Genomic DNA, 19,445 nt, shown 5'->3' with positions numbered 1-19,445 from the left:
GCCCCCGTTCCGGGTGGGGGTCGGCCGATGACGGCGGCCTGCCCCTCCGGGGCATTGGGAGGGGAAAAGCGGTTCAGGAAAGAGGGGTGGGACGGCCGGGCTGCTCGCCGCCGCGCTCCTTGATGTACGTCTCGGTCGGCACCATCACCTTGCGGCGGAAGATGCAGACGACCGTGCCGTCCTGCTTGTACCCCTTGGTCTCGACGTAGACGATGCCCCGGTCGTCCTTGGACTTGGAGGGCCACTTGTCGAGGACGGTGGTCTCGCCGTAGATCGTGTCGCCGTGGAAGGTCGGCGCGACGTGCCGCAGCGACTCGATCTCCAGGTTGGCGATCGCCTTGCCCGAGACGTCCGGGACGGACATGCCGAGCAGCAGCGAGTAGATGTAGTTGCCCACGACGACGTTCTTCCCGAAGTCGGTCGTCTTCTCCGCGTAGTTGGTGTCCATGTGGAGCGGGTGGTGGTTCATGGTGAGCAGACAGAACAGGTGGTCGTCGTACTCGGTGACGGTCTTCCCGGGCCAGTGCTTGTAGACCGCGCCGACCTCGAACTCCTCGTAGGTGCGTCCGAACTGCATGGTGCTACGCCTCCGGGATCTCGAACTTGGTGGTGCGCTCCATGCCGGCGGCCCGGCCCTTGCCGGAGATGACCAGGGCCATCTTGCGGCTGGCCTCGTCGATCATCTCGTCGCCGAGCATCGCCGAGCCCTTGGCGCCGCCCGCCGCGGAGGTGCAGTAGTCGTAGGCGTCGAGGATCAGCTCGGCGTGGTCGTAGTCCTCCTGCGAGGGCGAGTAGATCTCGTTCGCGGCGGCGACCTGGTCGGGGTGCAGCACCCACTTGCCGTCGAAGCCGAGGGCGGCGGAGCGCCCGGCGACCTCGCGGTAGCCCTCCTGGTTGCGGATCTGCAGGTACGGGCCGTCGATCGCCTGGAGGTCGTTGGCGCGGGCGGCCATCAGGATGCGCATCAGGATGTAGTGGTAGGCGTCGGCGTTGTAGCCGGAGGGCTGCTCGCCGACCACCAGGGACTTCATGTTGATCGAGGCCATGAAGTCGGCGGGGCCGAAGATGATGGTCTCCAGCCGGGGCGAGGCCTCGGCGATGGCGTCGACGTTGATCAGGCCCTTGGCGTTCTCGATCTGCGCTTCGATGCCGATCTTCCCGACCTCGAAGCCCATGGTCTTCTCGATCTGGGTGAGGAGGAGGTCGAGCGCCTTGACCTGCTCGGCGTCCTGGACCTTCGGCAGCATGATGCAGTCGAGGTTGGGGCCGGCGCCCTCGACGACGGTGATCACGTCGCGGTAGGTCCAGTGGGTGGTCCAGTCGTTGACGCGCACGACGCGGGTCTTGCCGCCCCAGTCGCCGTTGTTGAGGGCGTCGACGATGGTGTGGCGGGCGCTCTCCTTGACCAGCGGGGCGCAGGCGTCCTCCAGGTCGAGGAAGACCTGGTCGGCGGGCAGGCCCTGGGCCTTCTCCAGGAAGCGCGGGTTGCTGCCGGGCACGGCGAGGCAGGAGCGGCGCGGGCGCAGGCGGTTGACAGTGGTCATGAGGGTGGTTCTGTTCCTTCCCAGTGGTCAGCTGGTCAGCTGGTCAGTTCGTGGCCGGGGTCGGTGCGGGCGTCCACGGCTGGAGCTTGTTGGCCAGCCGGATCTCGTCCACGATCCGGCCGATGATGGTCGTGATGCCGAAGTCCTTCGGGGTGAACACGGCGGCGACGCCGGCGGCCTTGAGGGCCTCGCCGTCCGCTGCCGGGATGATGCCACCCACGATCACCGGGACATCCTCCACCCCGGCCCGCCGCAGGCGCTGCAGCACGTCGGGCACGAGCTCGGAGTGCGCGCCGGAGAGGATCGACAGGCCCACGCAGTGGACGTCCTCCGCGACGGCCGCGGAGACGATCTGCTCCGGCGTGAGCCGGATGCCCTGGTAGACCACCTCGAACCCGGCGTCGCGGGCCCGGACGGCGATCTGCTCGGCGCCGTTGGAGTGCCCGTCCAGGCCGGGCTTGCCGACCAGCAGGCGCAGCTTGCCGGCGCCCAGCTCCTCGGCGGTGGCGGCCACGGCGGCGCGCACGGCGGCCAGTTCGCCGCCGGGCTCGGCCGCGACCGCGACCGGGGCGCCGCCGACGCCGGTGGGGGCGCGGTACTCGCCGAAGACCTCGCGCAGGGCGAAGGACCACTCCCCGGTGGTGACGCCGGCCCGGGCGCAGGCGAGCGTGGCCGGCATCAGGTTGGCGTCGGTGGCGGCGACGGCCTTGAGCTCCGCCAGCGCCTCCTGGGCGGCGGCCTCGTCGCGCTGTCCGCGCCAGGCCTCCAGGGCGGCGAGGACGGACTGCTCGGAGGCCGGGTCGACGACCATGATCGCGGTGTCGAGGTCGGCCGTGAGCGGGCTCTCCTCGGTGGTGTCGAAGCAGTTGACGCCGACGATCTTGTCCTCGCCGGACTCGATCCGGGCCCGCCGGGCGGCGTGCGAGGAGACCAGGTTGGACTTCAGGTAGCCGGATTCGACGGCCGGGATCACCCCGCCCATCTCCAGCACCTTGGCGATCTCCGCCTCGGCGCCGGCCAGCAGGTCGGCCGTCTTGGCCTCGATGACCTCGGAGCCGTTGAAGATGTCCCCGTACTCCAGCAGGTCGGACTCGTAGGCGAGCACCTGCTGGATCCGCAGCGACCACTGCTGGTCCCACGGCCGGGGCAGGCCCAGCGCCTCGTTCCAGGCCGGGAGCTGGACGGCCCGGGCGCGGGCGTCCTTGGAGAGCGTGACGGCGAGCATCTCCAGCACGATCCGCTGGACGTTGTTCTCCGGCTGCGCCTCGGTCAGGCCCAGCGAGTTGACCTGCACGCCGTAGCGGAACCGGCGCTGCTTGGGGTCCTCGACGCCGTAGCGCTCGCGCGTGACCTTCTCCCACAGCCGGGCGAAGGCGCGCATCTTGCACATCTCCTCGACGAAGCGCACGCCGGCGTTCACGAAGAAGGAGATCCGCGCGACCACGTCGCCCATGCGCTCGGCCGGCACCTGCCCGGAGTCGCGCACCGCGTCGAGCACCGAGATGGCGGTGCACATCGCGTAGGCGATCTCCTGGACGGGCGTGGCCCCGGCCTCCTGCAGGTGGTAGCTGCAGATGTTGATCGGGTTCCACTTGGGGATGTTGCCGACCGTGTAGGCGATCATGTCGGTGATCAGGCGCACCGACGGGCCGGGCGGGAAGACGTGCGTCCCGCGCGACAGGTACTCCTTGACGATGTCGTTCTGGGTGGTGCCGGTGAGCTTGGCGACGTCGGCGCCCTGCTCTTCGGCGACCACCTGGTAGAGCGCCAGCAGCCACATCGCGGTGGCGTTGATCGTCATCGAGGTGTTGGTCTGTTCGAGCGGGATGCCGTCGAACAGGGTGCGCATGTCGCCGACGTGGCCCACCGGCACGCCGACCCGGCCGACCTCGCCGCGGGCGAGGATGTGGTCGGAGTCGTAGCCGGTCTGGGTCGGCAGGTCGAAGGCGACGGAGAGGCCGGTCTGGCCCTTCGCCAGGTTCCGCCGGTAGAGCGCGTTGGAGTCGCTCGCGGTGGAGTGTCCGGCGTAGGTGCGCATCAGCCAGGGCCGGTCGCGCTTCTGCGGCTCGGTCATCGGATCGGCCTCAGACGTTTCGGAAGCGGTTGATCGCGTCGAGGTGCGTGGCGCGGAACTCCGCGTCGCGCACGCCCAGGCCCTCCTCGGGGGCCAGGCACAGCACGCCGACCTTGCCCTGGTGCTTGTTGTGGTGCACGTCGAGGGAGGCCTGGCCGGTCTCCTCCAGGGAGTAGACCTTCGACAGGGTCGGGTGGATCTTGCCCTTGGCGACCAGGCGGTTGGCCTCGTAGGCCTCGCGGTAGTTGGCGAAGTGCGAGCCGACGATCCGCTTGAGCGACATCCACAGGTAGCGGTTGTCGTACTGGTGCATGTAGCCGGAGGTGGAGGCGCAGGTGACGATGGTGCCGCCCTTGCGGGTGACGTACACCGAGGCGCCGAAGGTCTCCCGGCCCGGGTGCTCGAAGACGATGTCGACGTCCTCGCCGCCGGTGAACTCGCGGATCTTCGAGCCCAGGCGCTTCCACTCGCGCGGGTCCTGGTTCTGCTCGTCCTTCCAGAACCGGTAGCCCTCCGCCGAGCGGTCGATGATCGCCTCGGCGCCCATGGCGCGGCAGATCTCGGCCTTCTGCGGGCTGGAGACCACGCAGATCGGGGTGGCGCCGCCGGCCAGCGCGTACTGGGTGGCGTACGAGCCGAGGCCGCCGCTGGCGCCCCAGATCAGCACGTTGTCGCCCTGCTTCATGCCGGCGCCGTTGCGCGAGACCAGCTGGCGGTAGGCGGTGGAGTTGACCAGACCGGGGGAGGCGGCCTCCTCCCAGGTGAGGTGCTTGGGCTTGGGCAGCAGCTGGTTGGTCTTCACCAGGGCCAGCTGGGCCAGGCCGCCGAAGTTGGTCTCGAAGCCCCAGATGCGCTGCTCCGGGTCCATCATCGTGTCGTTGTGGCCGTCCGGGGACTCCAGCTCGACCGAGAGGCAGTGGGCGACGACCTCGTCGCCGGGCTTCCAGGCGTTGACGCCGGCACCGGTGCGCAGGACGACACCGGCCAGGTCGGAGCCGAGGACGTGGTACGGCAGGTCGTGGCGCTTGGTGAGCGGCGACAGCCGGCCGTAGCGCTCCAGGAAGCCGAAGGTGGAGACCGGCTCGAAGATCGAGCTCCACACGGTGTTGTAGTTGACCGCGCTGGCCATGACGGCGACGAGGGCCTCGCCCGGGCCCAGTTCGGGCAGGGCGACGTCGTCGAGGTGGAGGGACTTGCGGGGGTCCTTGTCGCGGCTGTCGAGGCCGGCGAACATCTGCTCCTCGTCCTTGTGGAGCGTGACCGCCCGGTAGGACTCGGGGAGCTGGATCGCTGCGAAGTCCTCCGCCGTGGCGTCGTTGCTGAGGATCGCGTCGAGGATTTGCTGCATGGCTCTGCCTCCGGAGGCGTACCTGTGTGAGGGCGCACAGGGCGTCTGGGGAAGGCCGGGAGCGGACACCGGCTTCGCTGTGGTGGGTGGTGGGCGGGGTCAGGCTGGTCGGCCCGGCCGTGGGCCGGGTGGTACTCGCTCTGCTCCCGGGGTGTGGGAACACCGGACGACGGCGCGCCGAGGTGGGGAGCCGCGGCGCCGCGACTGGTGAGTAACAACGTAGTGGCACCCTGTGCCAGCCGTAAAGACACCGGGTGTCAGGAATTTGGCCGACTTCCGGCGGCTGTCATGGACACCCGAACGGGGACGAAAAGGGCCCGCCGCCGATTCCTCGGCGCGGGCCCTTTTTGACCTTCGTTTCCTCCGTGACCTGCGGAAATGCTCCCGTCAGATGTGCCCGGAGCCGCTCAGCGCGGCCCGGATGCTGTCCACTACGACGTCCAGCGGAGCGTCCGTCCGGGCGACTGTGATGAGTACCTCACCTCCGGGGCTGGCACTCAGTGCGCTCTCGGCGAGCACCTCCCCGGGCGCCCCACTGACACCGGGTGCCACCAGGGATCCGCGGCGCCTGGCACCGGGCGCGCTGGACGCCCAGAAGGTCCGCCGGATCACCTCGAAGGAGTGGTCCAGCTGCGCCTCCACGTCACCCCGGCCGCCGGCCCGCAGCCAGCGCCGCAGCACGTGGTTGTGCGCCGCGACCACGGCCGCCGCCGACACCTCGGCCAGCATCGAGTCGTCCTCGCCGCCGCGCTGCCAGCCCGAAGGGATGTCCTCGCCGGTGTCGAAGCGGCCCAGCAGGTACCGGGTGAACAGCCGCTCGTACCGGGCCACCACGGCGATCTCCCGCTCGCGCAGCGCCGGCACCTGGCGGATCAGCTGGTACCGCGCGACCGACACCCCCGGGGTGGAGGCGTACATCCGCAGCACCTCCTTGATGCCCCGGCAGACCACGTCGAGCGGGTGCTCCTCGGGCTCGGCGCTGGCCAGCAGGTCCGCGACCCGGACGAGCGTGTCGTCGTGGTCCGGGAAGATCGCCTCCTCCTTCGACCGGAAGTACCGGAAGAAGGTGCGCCGGGCGACCCCGGCCGCCGCCGCGATCTGGTCGACGGTGGTCTCCTCGTAGCCCTGCGAGGCGAACAGGTCCATCGCGGCCGTGGCCAGGTCCTGGCGCATCTGCAGGCGCTGCGCCGCGGCCCGGCGGCTGCCCGGGCCGGCGTCCGGGCCGGTGCCCCCGGCCGACGTGGCCGGCCGGTCGGCGGCGCGCGGTGCGGCGGACTGCTGCGGGGTGGCTGACTGAACCCGATCCATGTCCGGAACGCTACACGGCCCCGGCTGCGCCCCGGCGGCCCTTCCCCGGCGGACCGGCGAGACCGGGCCGGTCACGGCCGGGCGCGGCCAGCGGGCCGACACCGTCCCGGGGTTCCAGGCCGAGCGCGGCTGCCCGGCCGTCGGCGCGCTCCCGGCCGGCGCCGCCCCGCGGGGAGCGGCGCCGCCGGGCTGCGGCACGGTCACCGGCGCGCGTGGTCGCGGAACCCGCGGCCGGTCTTGCGGCCCAGGCAGCCCGCCGCCACCAGGTGCTCCAGCAGCGGCGCGGCGGCCAGGCCCGGCTCGCGGAACTCCTGGTGCAGCACCTGCTCGATGGTCAGCGAGACGTCCAGGCCGACCACGTCCAGCAGCTCGAACGGGCCCATCGGGTAGCCGCAGCCGAGCTTCATCGCGGTGTCGATGTCGTCCACCGTCGCGTAGTGCTCCTGGAGCATCCGCACCGCGTCGTTCAGGTAGGGGAAGAGCAGCGCGTTGACGATGAAGCCGGCCCGGTCCCCGCACTCCACCGGGTGCTTGCGCACCTTGGCGCACAGGTCCAGGACGGTCGCGGTGACGTCCGGCGCGGTCAGCACGGTGGAGACCACCTCGACCAGCTTCATCGCCGGCGCCGGGTTGAAGAAGTGCATGCCGACGACGTCCTGCGGCCGCGAGGTGGCGGTCGCGCAGCTGATCACCGGCAGCGAGGAGGTGGTGGTGGCGAGCACCGCGCCCGGCCGGACGATCTTGTCCAGGGCCGCGAACAGCTCCCGCTTGACCGCCAGGTCCTCGGCCACCGCCTCGACCACCAGGTCGACCTCGGCCAGCTCCGCGTACTGCCCGACCGGCGTCACCAGGGCCAGCGCCGCGTCCCGCTGCTCGGCGCCCATCCGGCCCTTCGCCACCGAGCGCTCCAGCGACTTCGCCAGCTGCGCCTTGGCCCGGTCCGCCTTCTCCTGGCTGCGCGCGGCCAGCAGCACGGCGTACCCGGACTTGGCGAACACCTCGGCGATGCCGGTCGCCATCGTGCCCGAGCCGCACACGCCGACCGTCCGCACCTCGCGGCCCGCCACCTTCGGCCGCGCCGGGCCGGTGGCCGCGTCCACGGCCCTGGAGGAGCCCGGCGCCTCGTAGGTGTAGAAGCCCCGGCCGGACTTGCGGCCCAGCAGACCGGCCGACACCAGCTGGCCGAGGATCGGCGCGGGCGCGTGCAGGCGGTCCCTGGACTGCTCGTACATCGCCTCCAGGACGGTCCGCGCGGTGTCCACGCCGATCAGGTCGAGCAGTGCCAGCGGGCCCATCGGCAGGCCGCAGCCGAGCCGCATCGCGGCGTCGATGTCCTCGCGCGAGGCGTACTTGGACTCGTACATCGCGGCGGCCTGGTTCAGGTACGCGAACAGCAGGCCGTTCACCACGAAACCGGCCCGGTCGCCGGCCGCGACCGGCTCCTTGCCGAGGTCCCGGGCGAACCCGGCGGCGTCCTCGGCGACCTGCGGGGCGGTCAGCACCGTGCGGACCACCTCGACCAGCTTCATGGTGTGGACCGGGTTGAAGAAGTGCAGGCCGAGCACCCGGTCCGGGCGGGCGGTCGCAGCGGCGATCCGGGTCACCGACAGCGCGGTGGTGCCGGTGGCGAGCACCGTCTCCGGCGGGCAGATCCGGTCCAGCTCGGCGAAGACCTCACGCTTGAGCTCCAGCTGCTCGGGCACCTCCTCGATCACGAGGTCGGCGCCCGCGGCGGCGGAGAGTTCGTGGCCGACGGAGATCTGCGCGAGCAGGGCCGCGCGCTCCTCGGCGGTGATCCGCGCGCGCTCGACGGCGTGCGCGGTGGCCTCCTCGATCCGGGCCAGGGCCCGGGCGGCCGAGTCCTCGGTGGCCTCGATGCCGATCACCCGGCGGCCGCTCTTGGCGACCGCCACCGCGACGCCGGCACCCATCGTGCCGAGGCCGACCACGGCGACCGTGGGGAAGGGACGCTGCATGGTCCTGACTCCTAGTCATGAAGGGCCCGCGCACGCTCCGGCGGACGTGCCGCCGCGCCCGTGCGTACGCAGGGGGCGGCAGCCCGCCGGAGGAGGGTCCGCGCGCGGGGGCTGGAGGGATGACGGGTGCGGCCCACCCGCGCGGCGGCCGGTCCGCTCCGGCCGAACTGCGGGTGTGCCGTCGTGCTCAGGCGCTCGGAGGTGAACGGAGCGGCGCTGACGCGAGGAGGGAAACCCGGCCCGCCGCGGTTCGCGGCACCGGCCGGTGAAGGACGCACGGCACCCGTCGGTGCGGCTCCCGAAGCCCGACGGCGGTGCGTGCGGCCACTGTAGCGAAGCTACTGCCCAGTAGGAAGAGGGCGGACGGCGGCAAAACCACCCCACCCCGAACGGGTGAACGGGAGGACGCGCGTCCGTTCCAACCACCCGATCGAGGAGTTACGCGGACCCACCCGGAGGGGCAGCATGAAGGCATGACTGCTGACACCATCGCCGTCGCCGTGGACGCCCACGCCGCCGTCGAACTGCCCCCGCGCGCCGAGCGCGCCCGGCAGGCCGAGGCCGCCGCCGACCGGCTCCGCGCGGCCGGGGTCGAGGCGGTCGCCGTCACCTGGGTGGACAACGCCGGCATCACCCGGGTCAAGGCCGTGCCGCTCGGCGGCCTCGTGCACGCCGCCCAGTGGGGCGTCGGCGCCGCCCCCTGCTTCGACGTGTTCCTCGCCGACGACGCCATCACGACCAGCCCGATCATCGGCGGCCCCACCGGGGACCTGCGCCTGTACCCCGACCTCGACCGGGTCGTCCCGCTCGCCGCCCAGCCCGGCTGGGCCTGGGCCCCGGGGGACCGGCACACCCAGGCCGGCACCCCGCACCCCGGCTGCCAGCGGCTGTTCGCCCGCCGGATGGAGGCCACGGCCGCCGCGCGCGGCATCGGCCTCAAGGCCGGCATCGAGGTCGAGTGGGTGGCCGCCCTCGCCGGCGCCCCGGCGGACGAGCCGCAGTACCCCACCCACGGCCCCGCGTACGGGATGCACCGCCTCACCGACCTCTCCGACTACCTGCGGGACGTCCTGCGCGCCCTCGGCGAGCAGGGGCTCGACGTCCTGCAGATCCACCCCGAGTACGCGCCGGGCCAGTTCGAGGTCTCCGTCGCCCCCGAGGGCCCGGTCGCCGCCGCCGACACCGCGGTCCTGGTCCGGCACACCATCCGTGCCGTCTCCAACCGGCACGGCCTGCGGGTCTCCTTCGCACCCGTGGTCGAGGCCGGCACGGTCGGCAACGGCGGCCACCTCCACCTGAGCCTCTGGCGGGACGGCCGCAACCTCGGCCGCGGCGGCTCCGGCCCGCACGGCCTGACCGCCGAGGCCGAGGGCTTCCTGGCCGGCGTGCTCGCCGCGCTGCCCGAGCTGCTCGTGCTCGGCTGCTCCAGCCCCGCCGGGTACCTGCGGCTCGTGCCCTCGCACTGGGCCGGCGCCTACCAGTGCTGGGGCCTGGAGAACCGCGAGGCCGCGCTGCGCCTGGTCACCGGCTCGGCGGGGGAGCGCTCCGCCGCGGCCAACGCCGAGGTCAAGTGCTTCGACGCCAGCGCCAACCCCTACCTCGCGGTCGGCGCCGTGCTCGCCGCCGGACTCGCCGGCATGGAGCAGCGCCTCGCCCTGCCGCCGGAGTTCACCGGCGATCCGGCCGCCGCCGCGCCCGGCACGGTGCCCCGGCTGCCGGCCCGCCCGGCCGAGTCGATCGCCGCCTACGAGCGCTCGGCGGTGCTCCGCGAGGCCCTCGGCGAACCGCTCTACCAGGCGGTGCTCGCGGTCCGCCGGGCCGAGGCCGAGCAGTACGCCGACACCACCCCCGAACGCATGGTGGCCGCCACCCGCTGGCGGTACTGACCGGTGCTCCTCGACGTCCCCGCGCTGGTCGACCACCACTGCCACAGCGTGGTGGCGGCCGACCTCCCGGACGACGCCCTGGCCGGGCTGCTCACCGAGTCGGACCGCCCGCCCGCGCCCGGCACCACGCCCTTCGACAGCGCCCTCGGCCTCGTCGTCCGGCGCTGGTGCCCGCCCGCGCTCGGCCTGCCCGCCCATGCGCCGGCCGACGAATACCTCGCCCGCAGAAGGGAGTTGGGTGCCGCCGAGGCCACCGGCCGACTGCTGGCCGCCGCCGCGCTCGACACCTGCCTGATCGACACCGGGCTCACCGCCGCCGCGGGCCGCCCGCTGCTCCCGCTCGGCGAGTTCGCCGAGGCCGCCCGGGTCCGGGCGCGCGAGGTGATCCGGCTGGAGACGGTCGCCGAGGCGGTGCCCGCGACGGCCGGGGGCTGGCCGGAGGCCGTCCGCGACGCCCTGGCCGGGGCCGCCGCCGGGGCCGTCGCCGTCAAGTCCGTCATCGCCTACCGGCACGGCCTCGCCGTCCCGCCCGAACGGCCCGCCCGGGCCGCCGTGGTGGCCGCGGCGGGAGCCTGGCAGCGCGCCGGGCGCGGCCGGCTGACGGACCCGGTGCTCCTGCACCACCTGCTGTGGACGGCCGTCGACGTGTGCGCCGAGCTCGGCCTGCCGATCCAGCTCCACACCGGCTTCGGCGATCCCGACCTCACCCTGCACCTGGCCGACCCGGCCCTGCTCACCCCCTTCGTCCGCGCCGCCGAGCCGAGCGGCGTCCCGCTCGTGCTGCTGCACTGCTACCCGTACCACCGGCAGGCCGCGTTCCTCGCGCAGGCCTTCCCCACGGTGTACGTCGACCTCGGTCTGACGGCCTCGTACACCGGCCCCCGGGTGGCGGCGGTGCTCGGCGAGATGCTGGAGCTGGCGCCGTTCGGCAAGCTGCTGTTCTCCACCGACGCGTACGGCCTGCCCGAGCTGTACCTGGTCGGCGCCGCCCAGTTCCGTTACGGGCTGGGCGAGTTGCTCGGGGAGTGGCGGGCCGCCGGCGCTTGCTCGGCGGCCGACGCGGAGCGGCTGGCCCGGATGGTCGCCGCGGACAATGCTCGCCGGTTGTACACCCTTTAGGTGGTAGGCGTCCCAACCGGCCCGTGGACCATCACTTTTTAACACTATGACCGACTGTTTGCCGGTTGACCTGCGGACTCCTGGGCTCCGCTGTTGGTCTAGTTGTGACGATTAGATGACTACCTCTTGCTTTTCTTAGTAAATATTCATTAGCGTCCCGATCACTCCATCGCACCTGCTGCCGCAGCTGTTGCATGACGACTCGGGAGGGTCTACCCCTATGCGTGTTTCTCGGATCAGCCGGACCCGGTACGCGGCGGTGGGCCTCGTGCTCGCCACGGCGGGCGCCCTCGCGCTCCCGGCCGGTACCGCCGTCGCGGCGCCCGCGCCCGCGGCCGGCTCGACCACCGGCCCGCTGCTGAGCTACGTGGTCAACACCAAGGCCAACCACGGCCAGGTGCAGAAGGTGGAGAAGGCGATCACCACCCTGGGCGGCACGGTGGTGTACTCCTACGAGCAGATCGGCGTCGTGGTCGCCCGCTCGAACGACACCGCGTTCGCCGAGAAGCTGCGCCAGGTCAAGGGCGTCGACTCGGTCGGCGCGAGCCGCACCAAGGGCATCCTCGCCGCCGACCAGGGCAAGGCCGACGTCGCCGCCGAGCCCGCCGCGGCCCCCGCCGCCGGTCAGGAGCCGTACGAGGCCAACCAGTGGGACATGCGCCAGATCGGCGTCGACAAGGCGCACAAGATCTCGCTCGGCAGCCGCAACGTGACCGTCGGCGTGCTGGACTCGGGCATCGACGCCACCCACGAGGACCTGGCCCCCAACGTGGACGCCTCGCAGTCGGTCTCCTGCGTCGACGGCAAGCCGAACACCGACTGGAAGGCCTGGCAGCCGACCACCAGCGACCACGGCACCCACGTGGCCGGCACCATCGCCGCCGCCAAGAACGGCAAGGGCATCGTCGGCATCGCGCCGAACGTGAAGCTGGCGGCGGTCAAGGTCGTCGACGACGGCGGCTTCATCTACCCGGAGAACGCGGTCTGCGGCTTCGTGTGGGCCGGCGAGCACGGCTTCAAGGTGACCAACAACAGCTACTACGTCGACCCGTGGATGTTCAACTGCCCGAACGACAAGGACCAGGCGGCGATCACCGCCGCCGTCCGCAAGGCGGTCGCGTTCTCGCAGCGCAAGGGCGTCCTCAACGTGGCCGCGGCCGGTAACGAGAACATCGACCTGGCCCACAAGACCACCGACGTCTCCAGCCCGGACGACACCACCCCGGGCACCCGCCCGGTCACCAACGACTGCCTGTCGCTGCCGACCGAGCTGCCGGGCGTCGTCGCCGTCTCCGCCGTCGGCGTCAAGGGCGAGAAGTCGTACTACTCCAGCTACGGCAAGGGCGTCGTGACCGTCGCCGCGCCGGGTGGCGACCGCCGCTACCAGATCCCGGACACCCCGGACAAGGACGGCCGGATCCTGTCCACCATCCCGGGCAACAAGTACGGCTACATGCAGGGCACGTCGATGGCCACCCCGCACGTCACCGGTGTCGTCGCGCTGCTCGCCAGCACCTTCCCGTGGGCCAGCCCCGAGGAGCTGACCGAGCTGCTGACCAACCAGGCCGAGTCGCACGCCTGCCCGACCGGGGACTTCAACCCGGGCGGCGCCGGCCAGTGGAAGGCGACCTGCGAGGGCGACGAGAACGACAACGGCTTCTACGGCGCGGGCATCATCAACGCCGAGAAGGCGGTCCAGTGGTGGCGCTGACGCGCCGACCGCGTGGAACAGCCGAGCACCTGAGCACCTGAGCACTTGAGCACCGGGGAGCGGGCCCACTGGGTCCCGCTCCCCGGTCGTTTTTGAGTACCCGTACTCAGGTCCGCCGGTGGCCCGCTCGCCAGGATGGATCCGTACCGAACGGAAGCATCAGGGGAGTTGAGCGGCATGGCACACACCGACACCGGTTGGAACGCGGTCCCGGCCCGGCCGGTCGGCGGCGGGCGCAGCTGGCCCTGGTTCGTCCTGGGCGGGGCCGAACTCCTCGCCGCGGGCCCGATGCTGGCGCAGTTCGTGGTCGTCGGCCTGATGTGCGGCGTGATGGGGCTCGCGGCCGGCGCCTCCGTCGGCGCGGTGGCGGGGCTGATCGCGATGCTCGCCGCCGGCCCGCTCACCGGCCTGCTCGTGGCGGGCCTCGGCGCGGCCCTGATCCCCGCGAAGGTCCGCCGGAGGAACGGCGCCGCGGTCTTCGCCCTGCTCATGGGCGGCCTGCTGGCCGGCACCACGATCGAGTACCTCGACTGGATCCACCCCGCGGTGCGTTAACTCTCGAAGTGGTGCTCCCACACCGTCTCGACCGCCGGCTTGCCGTGCAGGTCCGGCACCTCCTGGAGCCAGGCCGGGCGGCCGGCCCTCGTCCGGGCGGCCCGCCGCCGCTCGGCCTCGCGCAGCTGCTCGGGCGTGGCGAAGCCCTCCGGCAGCCACTCGGCGGACAGCACCGCGCGGGCGGCCAGGTGCGTGACGTACGCGTGCCGCACCGCGTCCACCGAGTCGAACCCGGGCTCGTCGGCCAGCCATTCGTCCGGGACGAGCGCCAGCACCTCCTCCAGCAGCCCGACGGTCACCAGCGGCCCCAGGTCCTCGTCGGCCAGCCGGACGTCCGGGGCGCAGCCGCCGAGCGCGTGTGCGCTGAGGTCGTAGCGCTTGCCGACGGCCGCCTCCGCGCTGGACCAGCGGTGGTGGAAGATCAGCGCGGCGCCGTTGTCGATGAGCCAGAGCCGCCCGTGCCAGACCACGAGGTTGGGGTTGTGCACGGTGCGGTCGACGTTGCCGGTGAGGGCGTCCAGCCAGACCACCCGGCCGGCCTCGGCGGAGCCGACGGGGACCAGTCCGGGCCGGTAGTCGCGCGCGCCGGGCAGCAGGTCCATCCCGAGGTTGAGTCCGGCGCTGGCCCTGAGCATGTCCTGGATCTCGGTGTCCGGTTCGTCCGCGGCGACCGCCGGGTCGAAGTCCACCAGCCGCAGCTCCGGCACGCGCAGGCCGAGCCGCCGCGCGAGCTCGCCGACGATCACCTCGGCGACCAGCGCCTTGCGCCCCTGTGCGGCGCCGGTGAACTTCACGACGTAGGTGCCGAGGTCGTCGGTCTCCACGACGCCGGGCACGGAGCCGCCGGCCCGCAGCGGGTCCACGTAGCGCACTGCTGTCACCAGTTCGAGCACATCCGCCACCCTACGGCCTCCGCGTCCGGGCGCGAGCCCCGGAAGGCCCGGTCCGCGGCCCTGTGGTTGGCTTGCCGCTGAGATCGGAACCACCACACGAGGAGTACAGGTCATGGGACAGGTGCTGGCCACCACCGAGCGGGTCTACGACGCCGCCCCGGAGCGGGTGTACGAGGCGCTGGCCGACTACCAGGTGACCCGCCCGAAGCTGCTGCCCGCGCAGTACAGCGAGTACGAGGTCCGGGCCGGCGGCACCGGGGCCGGCACCCAGGTGCACTGGAAGCTCCAGGCCACCGAGAAGCGCGTGCGGGACTGCCTGTTCACGGTCTCGGCCCCGAAGCCGGACCAGCTGGTGGAGAAGGATGCCAACTCCAGCATGGTGATCACCTGGACCGTCTCGGCGGCGGGCGAGGGCCGGTCGAAGGTGACGGTCTCGGCGACCTGGCAGGGCGCCGGCGGCATCGGCGGCTTCTTCGAGCGCACCTTCGCCCCGAAGGGCCTGAACCGCATCCACGACGAGGTGCTCGCGAACCTGGCCGCCGAGGTGCGCTGAACCACCCCGGGGGGCCCGGGAAATCGCCCGGGATTTCGAGGGGTCCGACCACCCGTACGAGCCGCGAGCCGTACGGGTGGACGGCCCGCCACCTGCGGGTGACGGGGGCCGCCCGGCACGGCGATGCCACCCTAGGCTCGCCGCCGTGCATATGACGATCCTTCACATTTCGCAGCCGGTGGACGGCGGGGTGGCCCGCGTCGTCGTCGATCTGGTCCGGGGCCAGCGGGAGGCCGGTCACCGGGTGCTGGTGGCCTGTCCGCGCGGCGGCCGGCTGGCCGAGGAGGCCGCCGCCGTGGGCGCGCTGGTCCAGGACTGGCCCGCCGAGCGCTCGCCCGGGCCGGGGACGGCCAAGGAGGCCTGGCGGCTGCGCCGGATCGTCCGGGCCGCCGCGCCCGACGTGGTCCACCTGCACAGTGCCAAGGCCGGGCTGGCCGGCCGGCTGGCCGTGCGCGGCGCGGTGCCGACCGTCTTCCAGCCGCACGCCTGGTCCTTCGCCGCCGTGGACGGCCCGCTGGCGGCCGCCACCCTGCGCTGGGAGCGCTTCGCGACCCGCTGGGCGCACCGGCTGCTGTGCGTCAGCGTCCAGGAGCGGGCCGACGGCGTCGCCGCGGGGGTGCACGCCGACTGGGCGGTGGTGCCCAACGGCGTGGACGTCCGCCACTACGCGCCCGCCGACCGCCGGGCCGCCCGGATCGCGCTCGGCCTGGACCTGGACGCCCCGCTGGCCGTCTGCGTGGGGCGGCTGTGCCGGCAGAAGGGGCAGGACGTGCTGCTGGCGGCCTGGCCCGAGGTGGTCCGCCGGGTGCCGCAGGCGCGGCTGGCACTGGTCGGCGGCGGGCCGGACGAGCAGGCCCTCGCGGAGACGGTGCGGGCGTCGGCCGAGCCGTCCCGGGTGCGGATGGTGGGGGACGTGCCGGATCCGCGGCCGTGGCTCGCGGCGGCCGACCTCGTGGTGCTGCCCTCGCGCTGGGAGGGGATGGCGCTCGCCCCGCTGGAGGCGATGGCCGCGGGCCGTCCGGTGCTGCTGACCGACGTGTCCGGGGCCCGCGAGTGCCTGCCGTCCGCCGCGCACGGGCAGGCCGTCGTCCCGGCGGAGGACGCGGCGGCGCTGGCCACCCGAATGGCCGAAGCGCTGTCCGATCCGATCGAGTGCGAGCGCCGCGGCGCCGGGCTGCGCGACCACGTGGTCGCCCGTCATGACGTCCGCACGGTGGTCGAACAGGTGGACGTCCTGTACCGCCACCTGCTGGGTGCCGGTCCGGCCGCCGGACGCCGCCGCACCCGTGTCCCAGAGCGGATCTGATCGTTTCACATGCCGTGAATGCCCGCTGACGAGGCGCTGGCGTATTCGCACCCTCAACCGGATAAGGACGAGGCGTCAAATCAGAAATACCTATTAATGGGCGGCTGGAATGAAATGGCAAGTCATCCTCCGGCCCGCAAGTCCGGGTTCGGTATTGTCTGATTTTGCCTGCTTCGTTTCGATTTTTCCCCGGGAATTCGCGAGAGAATCGAGAGCCGCCGGCGGCAGCAGGTGCTGTCAGGACCGCGCCCACCGGGCCCGGGCGGCCGCCCCGCGCCAACCGGCGCCAGGGCTCCGCCACCCCGGGCACACAGCAGGGGAGTTCGTGCGCTGATGACCATTGACCACGACAGTGTGCCGCGATCCGGCCGGCCCCTGTCCGGCCCGCGGCGACCCGGCACCGGGCTGCTCGACCGGCCGGCCGGGGCCGCGCGGGCCCGCGCGGTGGCGCCGGGGCACCGGCACCGCAGGGCGGTCCGCTCCCGGCTCGCACTGCCGCTCGCGCTGGTCCAGGTCGACGCGATCGCGCTGTGCGCCGCCGCCGGCATCGCCAACCGCTTCCTCGACTCCGCGGTGCGGGTCGCCCCGCTGCTCGGCGTCGCCGCCGTCCTGCCCCTCCTGCTCGTCCTCAACCTGGCCGGCGGCCTCTACCGCACCCGGCTCACCCTGTCCGTCCTGGACGAACTGCCCGCGCTGGCCGTGCGCGCCGCGGTCGCCACCGCCTTCGCCGTCACCCTCACCGGCTGCCTGGACGGCCGCTGGCCCGACTGCGGCCCGGCCACCCCGGCCCGGCTCACCGCGCTGCTCGGCGCCCAGCTGCTGATCGCCGTCGTCGGCCGCGCCGTCCTCTACCACCTCGTCCGCCGGATCCGCCGCAGCCGCCCCAGCCCCGTCCTGGTGCTCGGCGCCGGCCGGCTCGGCCACCGGGTCGCCGCCGCCCTCAACGCGCGCGGCGAGTACGGGATGCGCCCCGTCGGCTTCCTCGACGCGGACCCGCCGCTGCTGGCCGGCGACACCGACCTGCCCGTCCTCGGCGGCCGCGAGGTCCTGGAGCGCGAGGTCCGCCGCCACCGCGTCCAGCACGTCGTCGCCACCGCCGGCGCCGCCGACGAGGCCGAGACCGCCGCCACCCTGCGCGACGCCGTCCGGCTCGGCTGCCAGGTCTGGCTGGTGCCCGCCCTGCGCGAGTACGGCTCGCTGCCCACCGCGCCGCCGGCCGCCGGCGACCACCTCTGGGGCTTCCCCTGCCTCCAGGTCGGGCGCCCCGCGATGCGCCGCCCCGGCTGGGCCGCCAAGCGCGCCCTGGACGTCGCCGCCGCCGGCCTCGGCCTGCTGCTGCTCGCCCCGGTCCTCGTGCTGTGCGCGCTCGCCGTCCGCTTCGACACCGGCCCGGGCGTGCTCTTCCGCCAGCAGCGCACCGGGCTGGACGGCCGGGTCTTCACCGTCCTCAAGTTCCGCACCCTGCGCCCCAGCAACGAGCACGAGTCGGCCACCCGCTGGAACATCTCCCAGGACCACCGGATGGGCGCCGTCGGCAAGCTGCTGCGCAAGAGCTCGCTGGACGAGCTGCCGCAGCTGTGGAACGTCCTGCGCGGCGACATGAGCCTCGTCGGCCCGCGCCCGGAACGCCCCTACTTCGTCATGCGGTTCAGCCAGGCCTACCCCGAGTACGCGGACCGCCACCGCGTCCCGGTCGGCCTCACCGGCCTGGCCCAGGTCAACGGCCTGCGCGGGGACACCTCGATCGAGGACCGGGCCCGCTTCGACAACCGCTACATCGAGAGCTGGAGCCTCTGGCAGGACGTCAAGATCCTCTGCCGGACCGCGGCCCTGATGCTCCACCCGGACGGGAGCTGACCTTTCGTGGCCCTCACCCTCCCCGCCGCGGCCCGGCCGCCGGCCTTACGCAAGGCCCTGCCCGCGCTCGCCGACCGGCCGAGCCTGCTCGCCGCGGCGACCGTGCTCCTGGTGTGCGTGCCCACCGGCGAGAAGGACGTCACCGCCGCCGTCCACATCACCGCCGCCGACCTCGCCTCGCTGGCGCTGGTCGCCCTCACCGCCTACAACCTGCTGCGCGGGCGGCTGCCCGTCGTCGCCCGCGCCACCTGTGCGCAGTTCGCCGCGGTCGTGCTCGCCGCCGCCGTGGCCACCGTCGGCTCGATCGACCCGGCCAGCAGCGTCACCGGCTTCGTCCGGCTCGTCCAGGTCTTCGTCCTGGTCCCGGCCGCGGTGCTCTGCTCGCTGCGCGACCGCATCGACCAGCGGCTCGTCCTCGGCTCCTTCGTGGCAGCCGCGCTCATCGAGGGCGCCGTCGGCGCCGACCAGTACCTGACCCGCACCGGCGCCTCGTACACCGGCCAGCCGATCCGCGCCGTCGGCACGTTCGGCGCGCTCGACATCATGGCGATGTCCACCGTCGTCAGCTACGGCCTGCTCGCGGCCCTGGCCCTCGCCCTCGCCGAACGCGGACCCGGCGGCAGCGTCCGGCTGCGGCGCGCGATGTACGCCTCCGCCGCCTTCCTCGCCTTCCCGCTCGCCGTCTCCTTCAGCCGCGGCAGCTGGATCGCCACCGGTGTCGCCGTCACCGTCCTGCTGCTGCGCGCCGACGCCCGGCTGCTCGTGCGCGGTGTCGTGCTCGGCGCGGCCGCCGCCGTCGTCCTCGTCGGCGGACTCGGCCTCGGCGCCTCCGGGGTCACCGAGCGGCTCAGCTCGATCGGCTCCGTCGAGGCCGCCCCCGACCAGTCCGTCTCCGACCGCTACGACCTGTGGTCGACCGCCACCCGGATCTGGCAGGACCACCCCGTCCACGGCGCCGGCCCCAAGGCCTTCCAGCAGCTGCGCGACAGCCACGCCCCGCTGCGGCTGTCCTCCGGCAGTGACGCCGCCGACCCCACCATCGGCTTCCAGCGCGAGCCGCTGCTCTCCCCGCACAACATGTACTTCCTGGTGCTCAGCGAACAGGGACTGATCGGCATCGTCGCCTACGCCGCGCTCTTCCTCGGCCTGCTGCTCGGCTGCCTGCGCCGCTCCCGCGGCCCCGGCCTCGCCGCCCTGGCGCTGCTGACCTGGGTGCTCGTCGACTTCCTCTACGCCGACATCGGCGGCACCACCACGGTGCTGACCTCCGTCGTCCTCGGCCTCGCCGCCCGCGCCGCGACCCCGGAGGCCTGAC

The 19,445-nt window shown here is 73.2% G+C and carries 16 protein-coding genes; 9 read left to right on the top strand and 7 right to left on the bottom strand.

Going from position 1 to position 19,445, the window contains the following annotated elements:
- Positions 1-73: 73 nt before the first annotated feature.
- The 6 genes from ACFVU9_RS24965 to ACFVU9_RS24940 form a co-directional block, all read right to left on the bottom strand.
- Complete coding sequence (locus tag ACFVU9_RS24965) at positions 74-577, bottom strand: MaoC family dehydratase (RefSeq protein ID WP_045704019.1); 504 nt, start codon at positions 575-577, stop codon at positions 74-76.
- Positions 578-581: 4 nt separating this feature from the next.
- Positions 582-1,544, bottom strand: a complete 963-nt coding sequence (locus ACFVU9_RS24960) for an HpcH/HpaI aldolase/citrate lyase family protein (protein WP_380445123.1) — start codon at positions 1,542-1,544, stop codon at positions 582-584.
- 43 nt (positions 1,545-1,587) lie between these two features.
- Entirely contained in the window at positions 1,588-3,618 is a 2,031-nt protein-coding gene (locus tag ACFVU9_RS24955; protein ID WP_380506271.1) for a protein meaA, read from the bottom strand.
- Between the two features lie 10 nt (positions 3,619-3,628).
- Positions 3,629-4,966 (bottom strand): crotonyl-CoA carboxylase/reductase, encoded by a 1,338-nt coding sequence (gene ccrA, locus ACFVU9_RS24950; RefSeq protein ID WP_380445121.1) that lies wholly within the window; start codon positions 4,964-4,966, stop codon positions 3,629-3,631.
- A gap of 387 nt (positions 4,967-5,353) precedes the next feature.
- Positions 5,354-6,274, bottom strand: a complete 921-nt coding sequence (locus ACFVU9_RS24945) for a TetR family transcriptional regulator (protein WP_387596844.1) — start codon at positions 6,272-6,274, stop codon at positions 5,354-5,356.
- Positions 6,275-6,474: 200 nt separating this feature from the next.
- Complete coding sequence (locus tag ACFVU9_RS24940) at positions 6,475-8,250, bottom strand: 3-hydroxyacyl-CoA dehydrogenase family protein (RefSeq protein ID WP_387596841.1); 1,776 nt, start codon at positions 8,248-8,250, stop codon at positions 6,475-6,477.
- Positions 8,251-8,723: 473 nt separating this feature from the next.
- Between ACFVU9_RS24940 and ACFVU9_RS24935 the strand changes: the two genes are divergently transcribed.
- The 4 genes from ACFVU9_RS24935 (at position 8,724) to ACFVU9_RS24920 (ending at position 13,521) form a co-directional block, all read left to right on the top strand.
- Entirely contained in the window at positions 8,724-10,136 is a 1,413-nt protein-coding gene (locus ACFVU9_RS24935; RefSeq protein WP_387596838.1) for a glutamine synthetase, read from the top strand.
- 3 nt (positions 10,137-10,139) lie between these two features.
- A complete protein-coding gene (locus tag ACFVU9_RS24930; protein ID WP_387596835.1) occupies positions 10,140-11,255 on the top strand; it encodes an amidohydrolase family protein in 1,116 nt (371 codons plus the stop codon).
- A gap of 220 nt (positions 11,256-11,475) precedes the next feature.
- Complete coding sequence (locus tag ACFVU9_RS24925) at positions 11,476-12,966, top strand: S8 family serine peptidase (RefSeq protein WP_380506262.1); 1,491 nt, start codon at positions 11,476-11,478, stop codon at positions 12,964-12,966.
- Between the two features lie 177 nt (positions 12,967-13,143).
- On the top strand, positions 13,144-13,521 hold the full coding sequence (locus ACFVU9_RS24920) for a hypothetical protein (protein ID WP_387596832.1): 378 nt from the start codon (positions 13,144-13,146) through the stop codon (positions 13,519-13,521).
- On the opposite strand, the gene ACFVU9_RS24915 is transcribed toward ACFVU9_RS24920, so the two are convergent.
- Positions 13,518-14,414 carry a HipA family kinase gene (locus ACFVU9_RS24915; protein ID WP_380506326.1) on the bottom strand — a complete coding sequence of 299 codons (897 nt, stop codon included), beginning with the start codon at positions 14,412-14,414 and terminating at the stop codon, positions 13,518-13,520. The genes ACFVU9_RS24920 and ACFVU9_RS24915 overlap by 4 nt on opposite strands.
- Positions 14,415-14,526: 112 nt before the next feature.
- Between ACFVU9_RS24915 and ACFVU9_RS24910 the strand changes: the two genes are divergently transcribed.
- From ACFVU9_RS24910 to ACFVU9_RS24890, 5 genes are all read left to right on the top strand, one after another.
- The gene (locus ACFVU9_RS24910) at positions 14,527-14,967 is read left to right on the top strand and encodes an SRPBCC family protein (RefSeq protein WP_359961043.1); all 441 of its coding nucleotides are present in this window, start codon (positions 14,527-14,529) and stop codon (positions 14,965-14,967) included.
- Between the two features lie 151 nt (positions 14,968-15,118).
- Positions 15,119-16,273: a glycosyltransferase gene (locus tag ACFVU9_RS24905; RefSeq protein WP_380445113.1), complete on the top strand. Its 1,155-nt coding sequence runs from the start codon at positions 15,119-15,121 to the stop codon at positions 16,271-16,273.
- Positions 16,274-16,291: 18 nt separating this feature from the next.
- The gene (locus ACFVU9_RS24900) at positions 16,292-16,435 is read left to right on the top strand and encodes a hypothetical protein (protein WP_380445112.1); all 144 of its coding nucleotides are present in this window, start codon (positions 16,292-16,294) and stop codon (positions 16,433-16,435) included.
- Between the two features lie 171 nt (positions 16,436-16,606).
- Positions 16,607-18,130: an exopolysaccharide biosynthesis polyprenyl glycosylphosphotransferase gene (locus ACFVU9_RS24895; RefSeq protein ID WP_387596827.1), complete on the top strand. Its 1,524-nt coding sequence runs from the start codon at positions 16,607-16,609 to the stop codon at positions 18,128-18,130.
- A gap of 6 nt (positions 18,131-18,136) precedes the next feature.
- Entirely contained in the window at positions 18,137-19,444 is a 1,308-nt protein-coding gene (locus ACFVU9_RS24890; protein ID WP_387596824.1) for an O-antigen ligase family protein, read from the top strand.
- Position 19,445: the final 1 nt, after the last annotated feature.

The sequence above is a fragment of the Kitasatospora sp. NPDC057936 genome (genome assembly GCF_042887525.1).
Classification (GTDB): domain Bacteria; phylum Actinomycetota; class Actinomycetes; order Streptomycetales; family Streptomycetaceae; genus Kitasatospora.
This window is presented reverse-complemented; position numbering and strand designations above follow the sequence as displayed.

Bases quoted from the DNA above. Each gene is read 5' to 3' on its own strand.
- ACFVU9_RS24945 (WP_387596844.1), bottom strand. From the start codon at position 6,274: ATGGATCGGGTTCAGTCAGCCACCCCGCAGCAGTCCGCCGCACCGCGC.
- ACFVU9_RS24965 (WP_045704019.1), bottom strand. From the start codon at position 577: ATGCAGTTCGGACGCACCTACGAGGAGTTCGAGGTCGGCGCGGTCTAC.
- ACFVU9_RS24940 (WP_387596841.1), bottom strand. From the start codon at position 8,250: ATGCAGCGTCCCTTCCCCACGGTCGCCGTGGTCGGCCTCGGCACGATG.
- ccrA (WP_380445121.1), bottom strand. From the start codon at position 4,966: ATGCAGCAAATCCTCGACGCGATCCTCAGCAACGACGCCACGGCGGAG.
- ACFVU9_RS24955 (WP_380506271.1), bottom strand. From the start codon at position 3,618: ATGACCGAGCCGCAGAAGCGCGACCGGCCCTGGCTGATGCGCACCTAC.
- ACFVU9_RS24900 (WP_380445112.1), top strand. From the start codon at position 16,292: ATGCCCGCTGACGAGGCGCTGGCGTATTCGCACCCTCAACCGGATAAG.
- ACFVU9_RS24960 (WP_380445123.1), bottom strand. From the start codon at position 1,544: ATGACCACTGTCAACCGCCTGCGCCCGCGCCGCTCCTGCCTCGCCGTG.
- ACFVU9_RS24905 (WP_380445113.1), top strand. From the start codon at position 15,119: ATGACGATCCTTCACATTTCGCAGCCGGTGGACGGCGGGGTGGCCCGC.
- ACFVU9_RS24895 (WP_387596827.1), top strand. From the start codon at position 16,607: ATGACCATTGACCACGACAGTGTGCCGCGATCCGGCCGGCCCCTGTCC.
- ACFVU9_RS24935 (WP_387596838.1), top strand. From the start codon at position 8,724: ATGACTGCTGACACCATCGCCGTCGCCGTGGACGCCCACGCCGCCGTC.
- ACFVU9_RS24925 (WP_380506262.1), top strand. From the start codon at position 11,476: ATGCGTGTTTCTCGGATCAGCCGGACCCGGTACGCGGCGGTGGGCCTC.
- ACFVU9_RS24920 (WP_387596832.1), top strand. From the start codon at position 13,144: ATGGCACACACCGACACCGGTTGGAACGCGGTCCCGGCCCGGCCGGTC.
- ACFVU9_RS24910 (WP_359961043.1), top strand. From the start codon at position 14,527: ATGGGACAGGTGCTGGCCACCACCGAGCGGGTCTACGACGCCGCCCCG.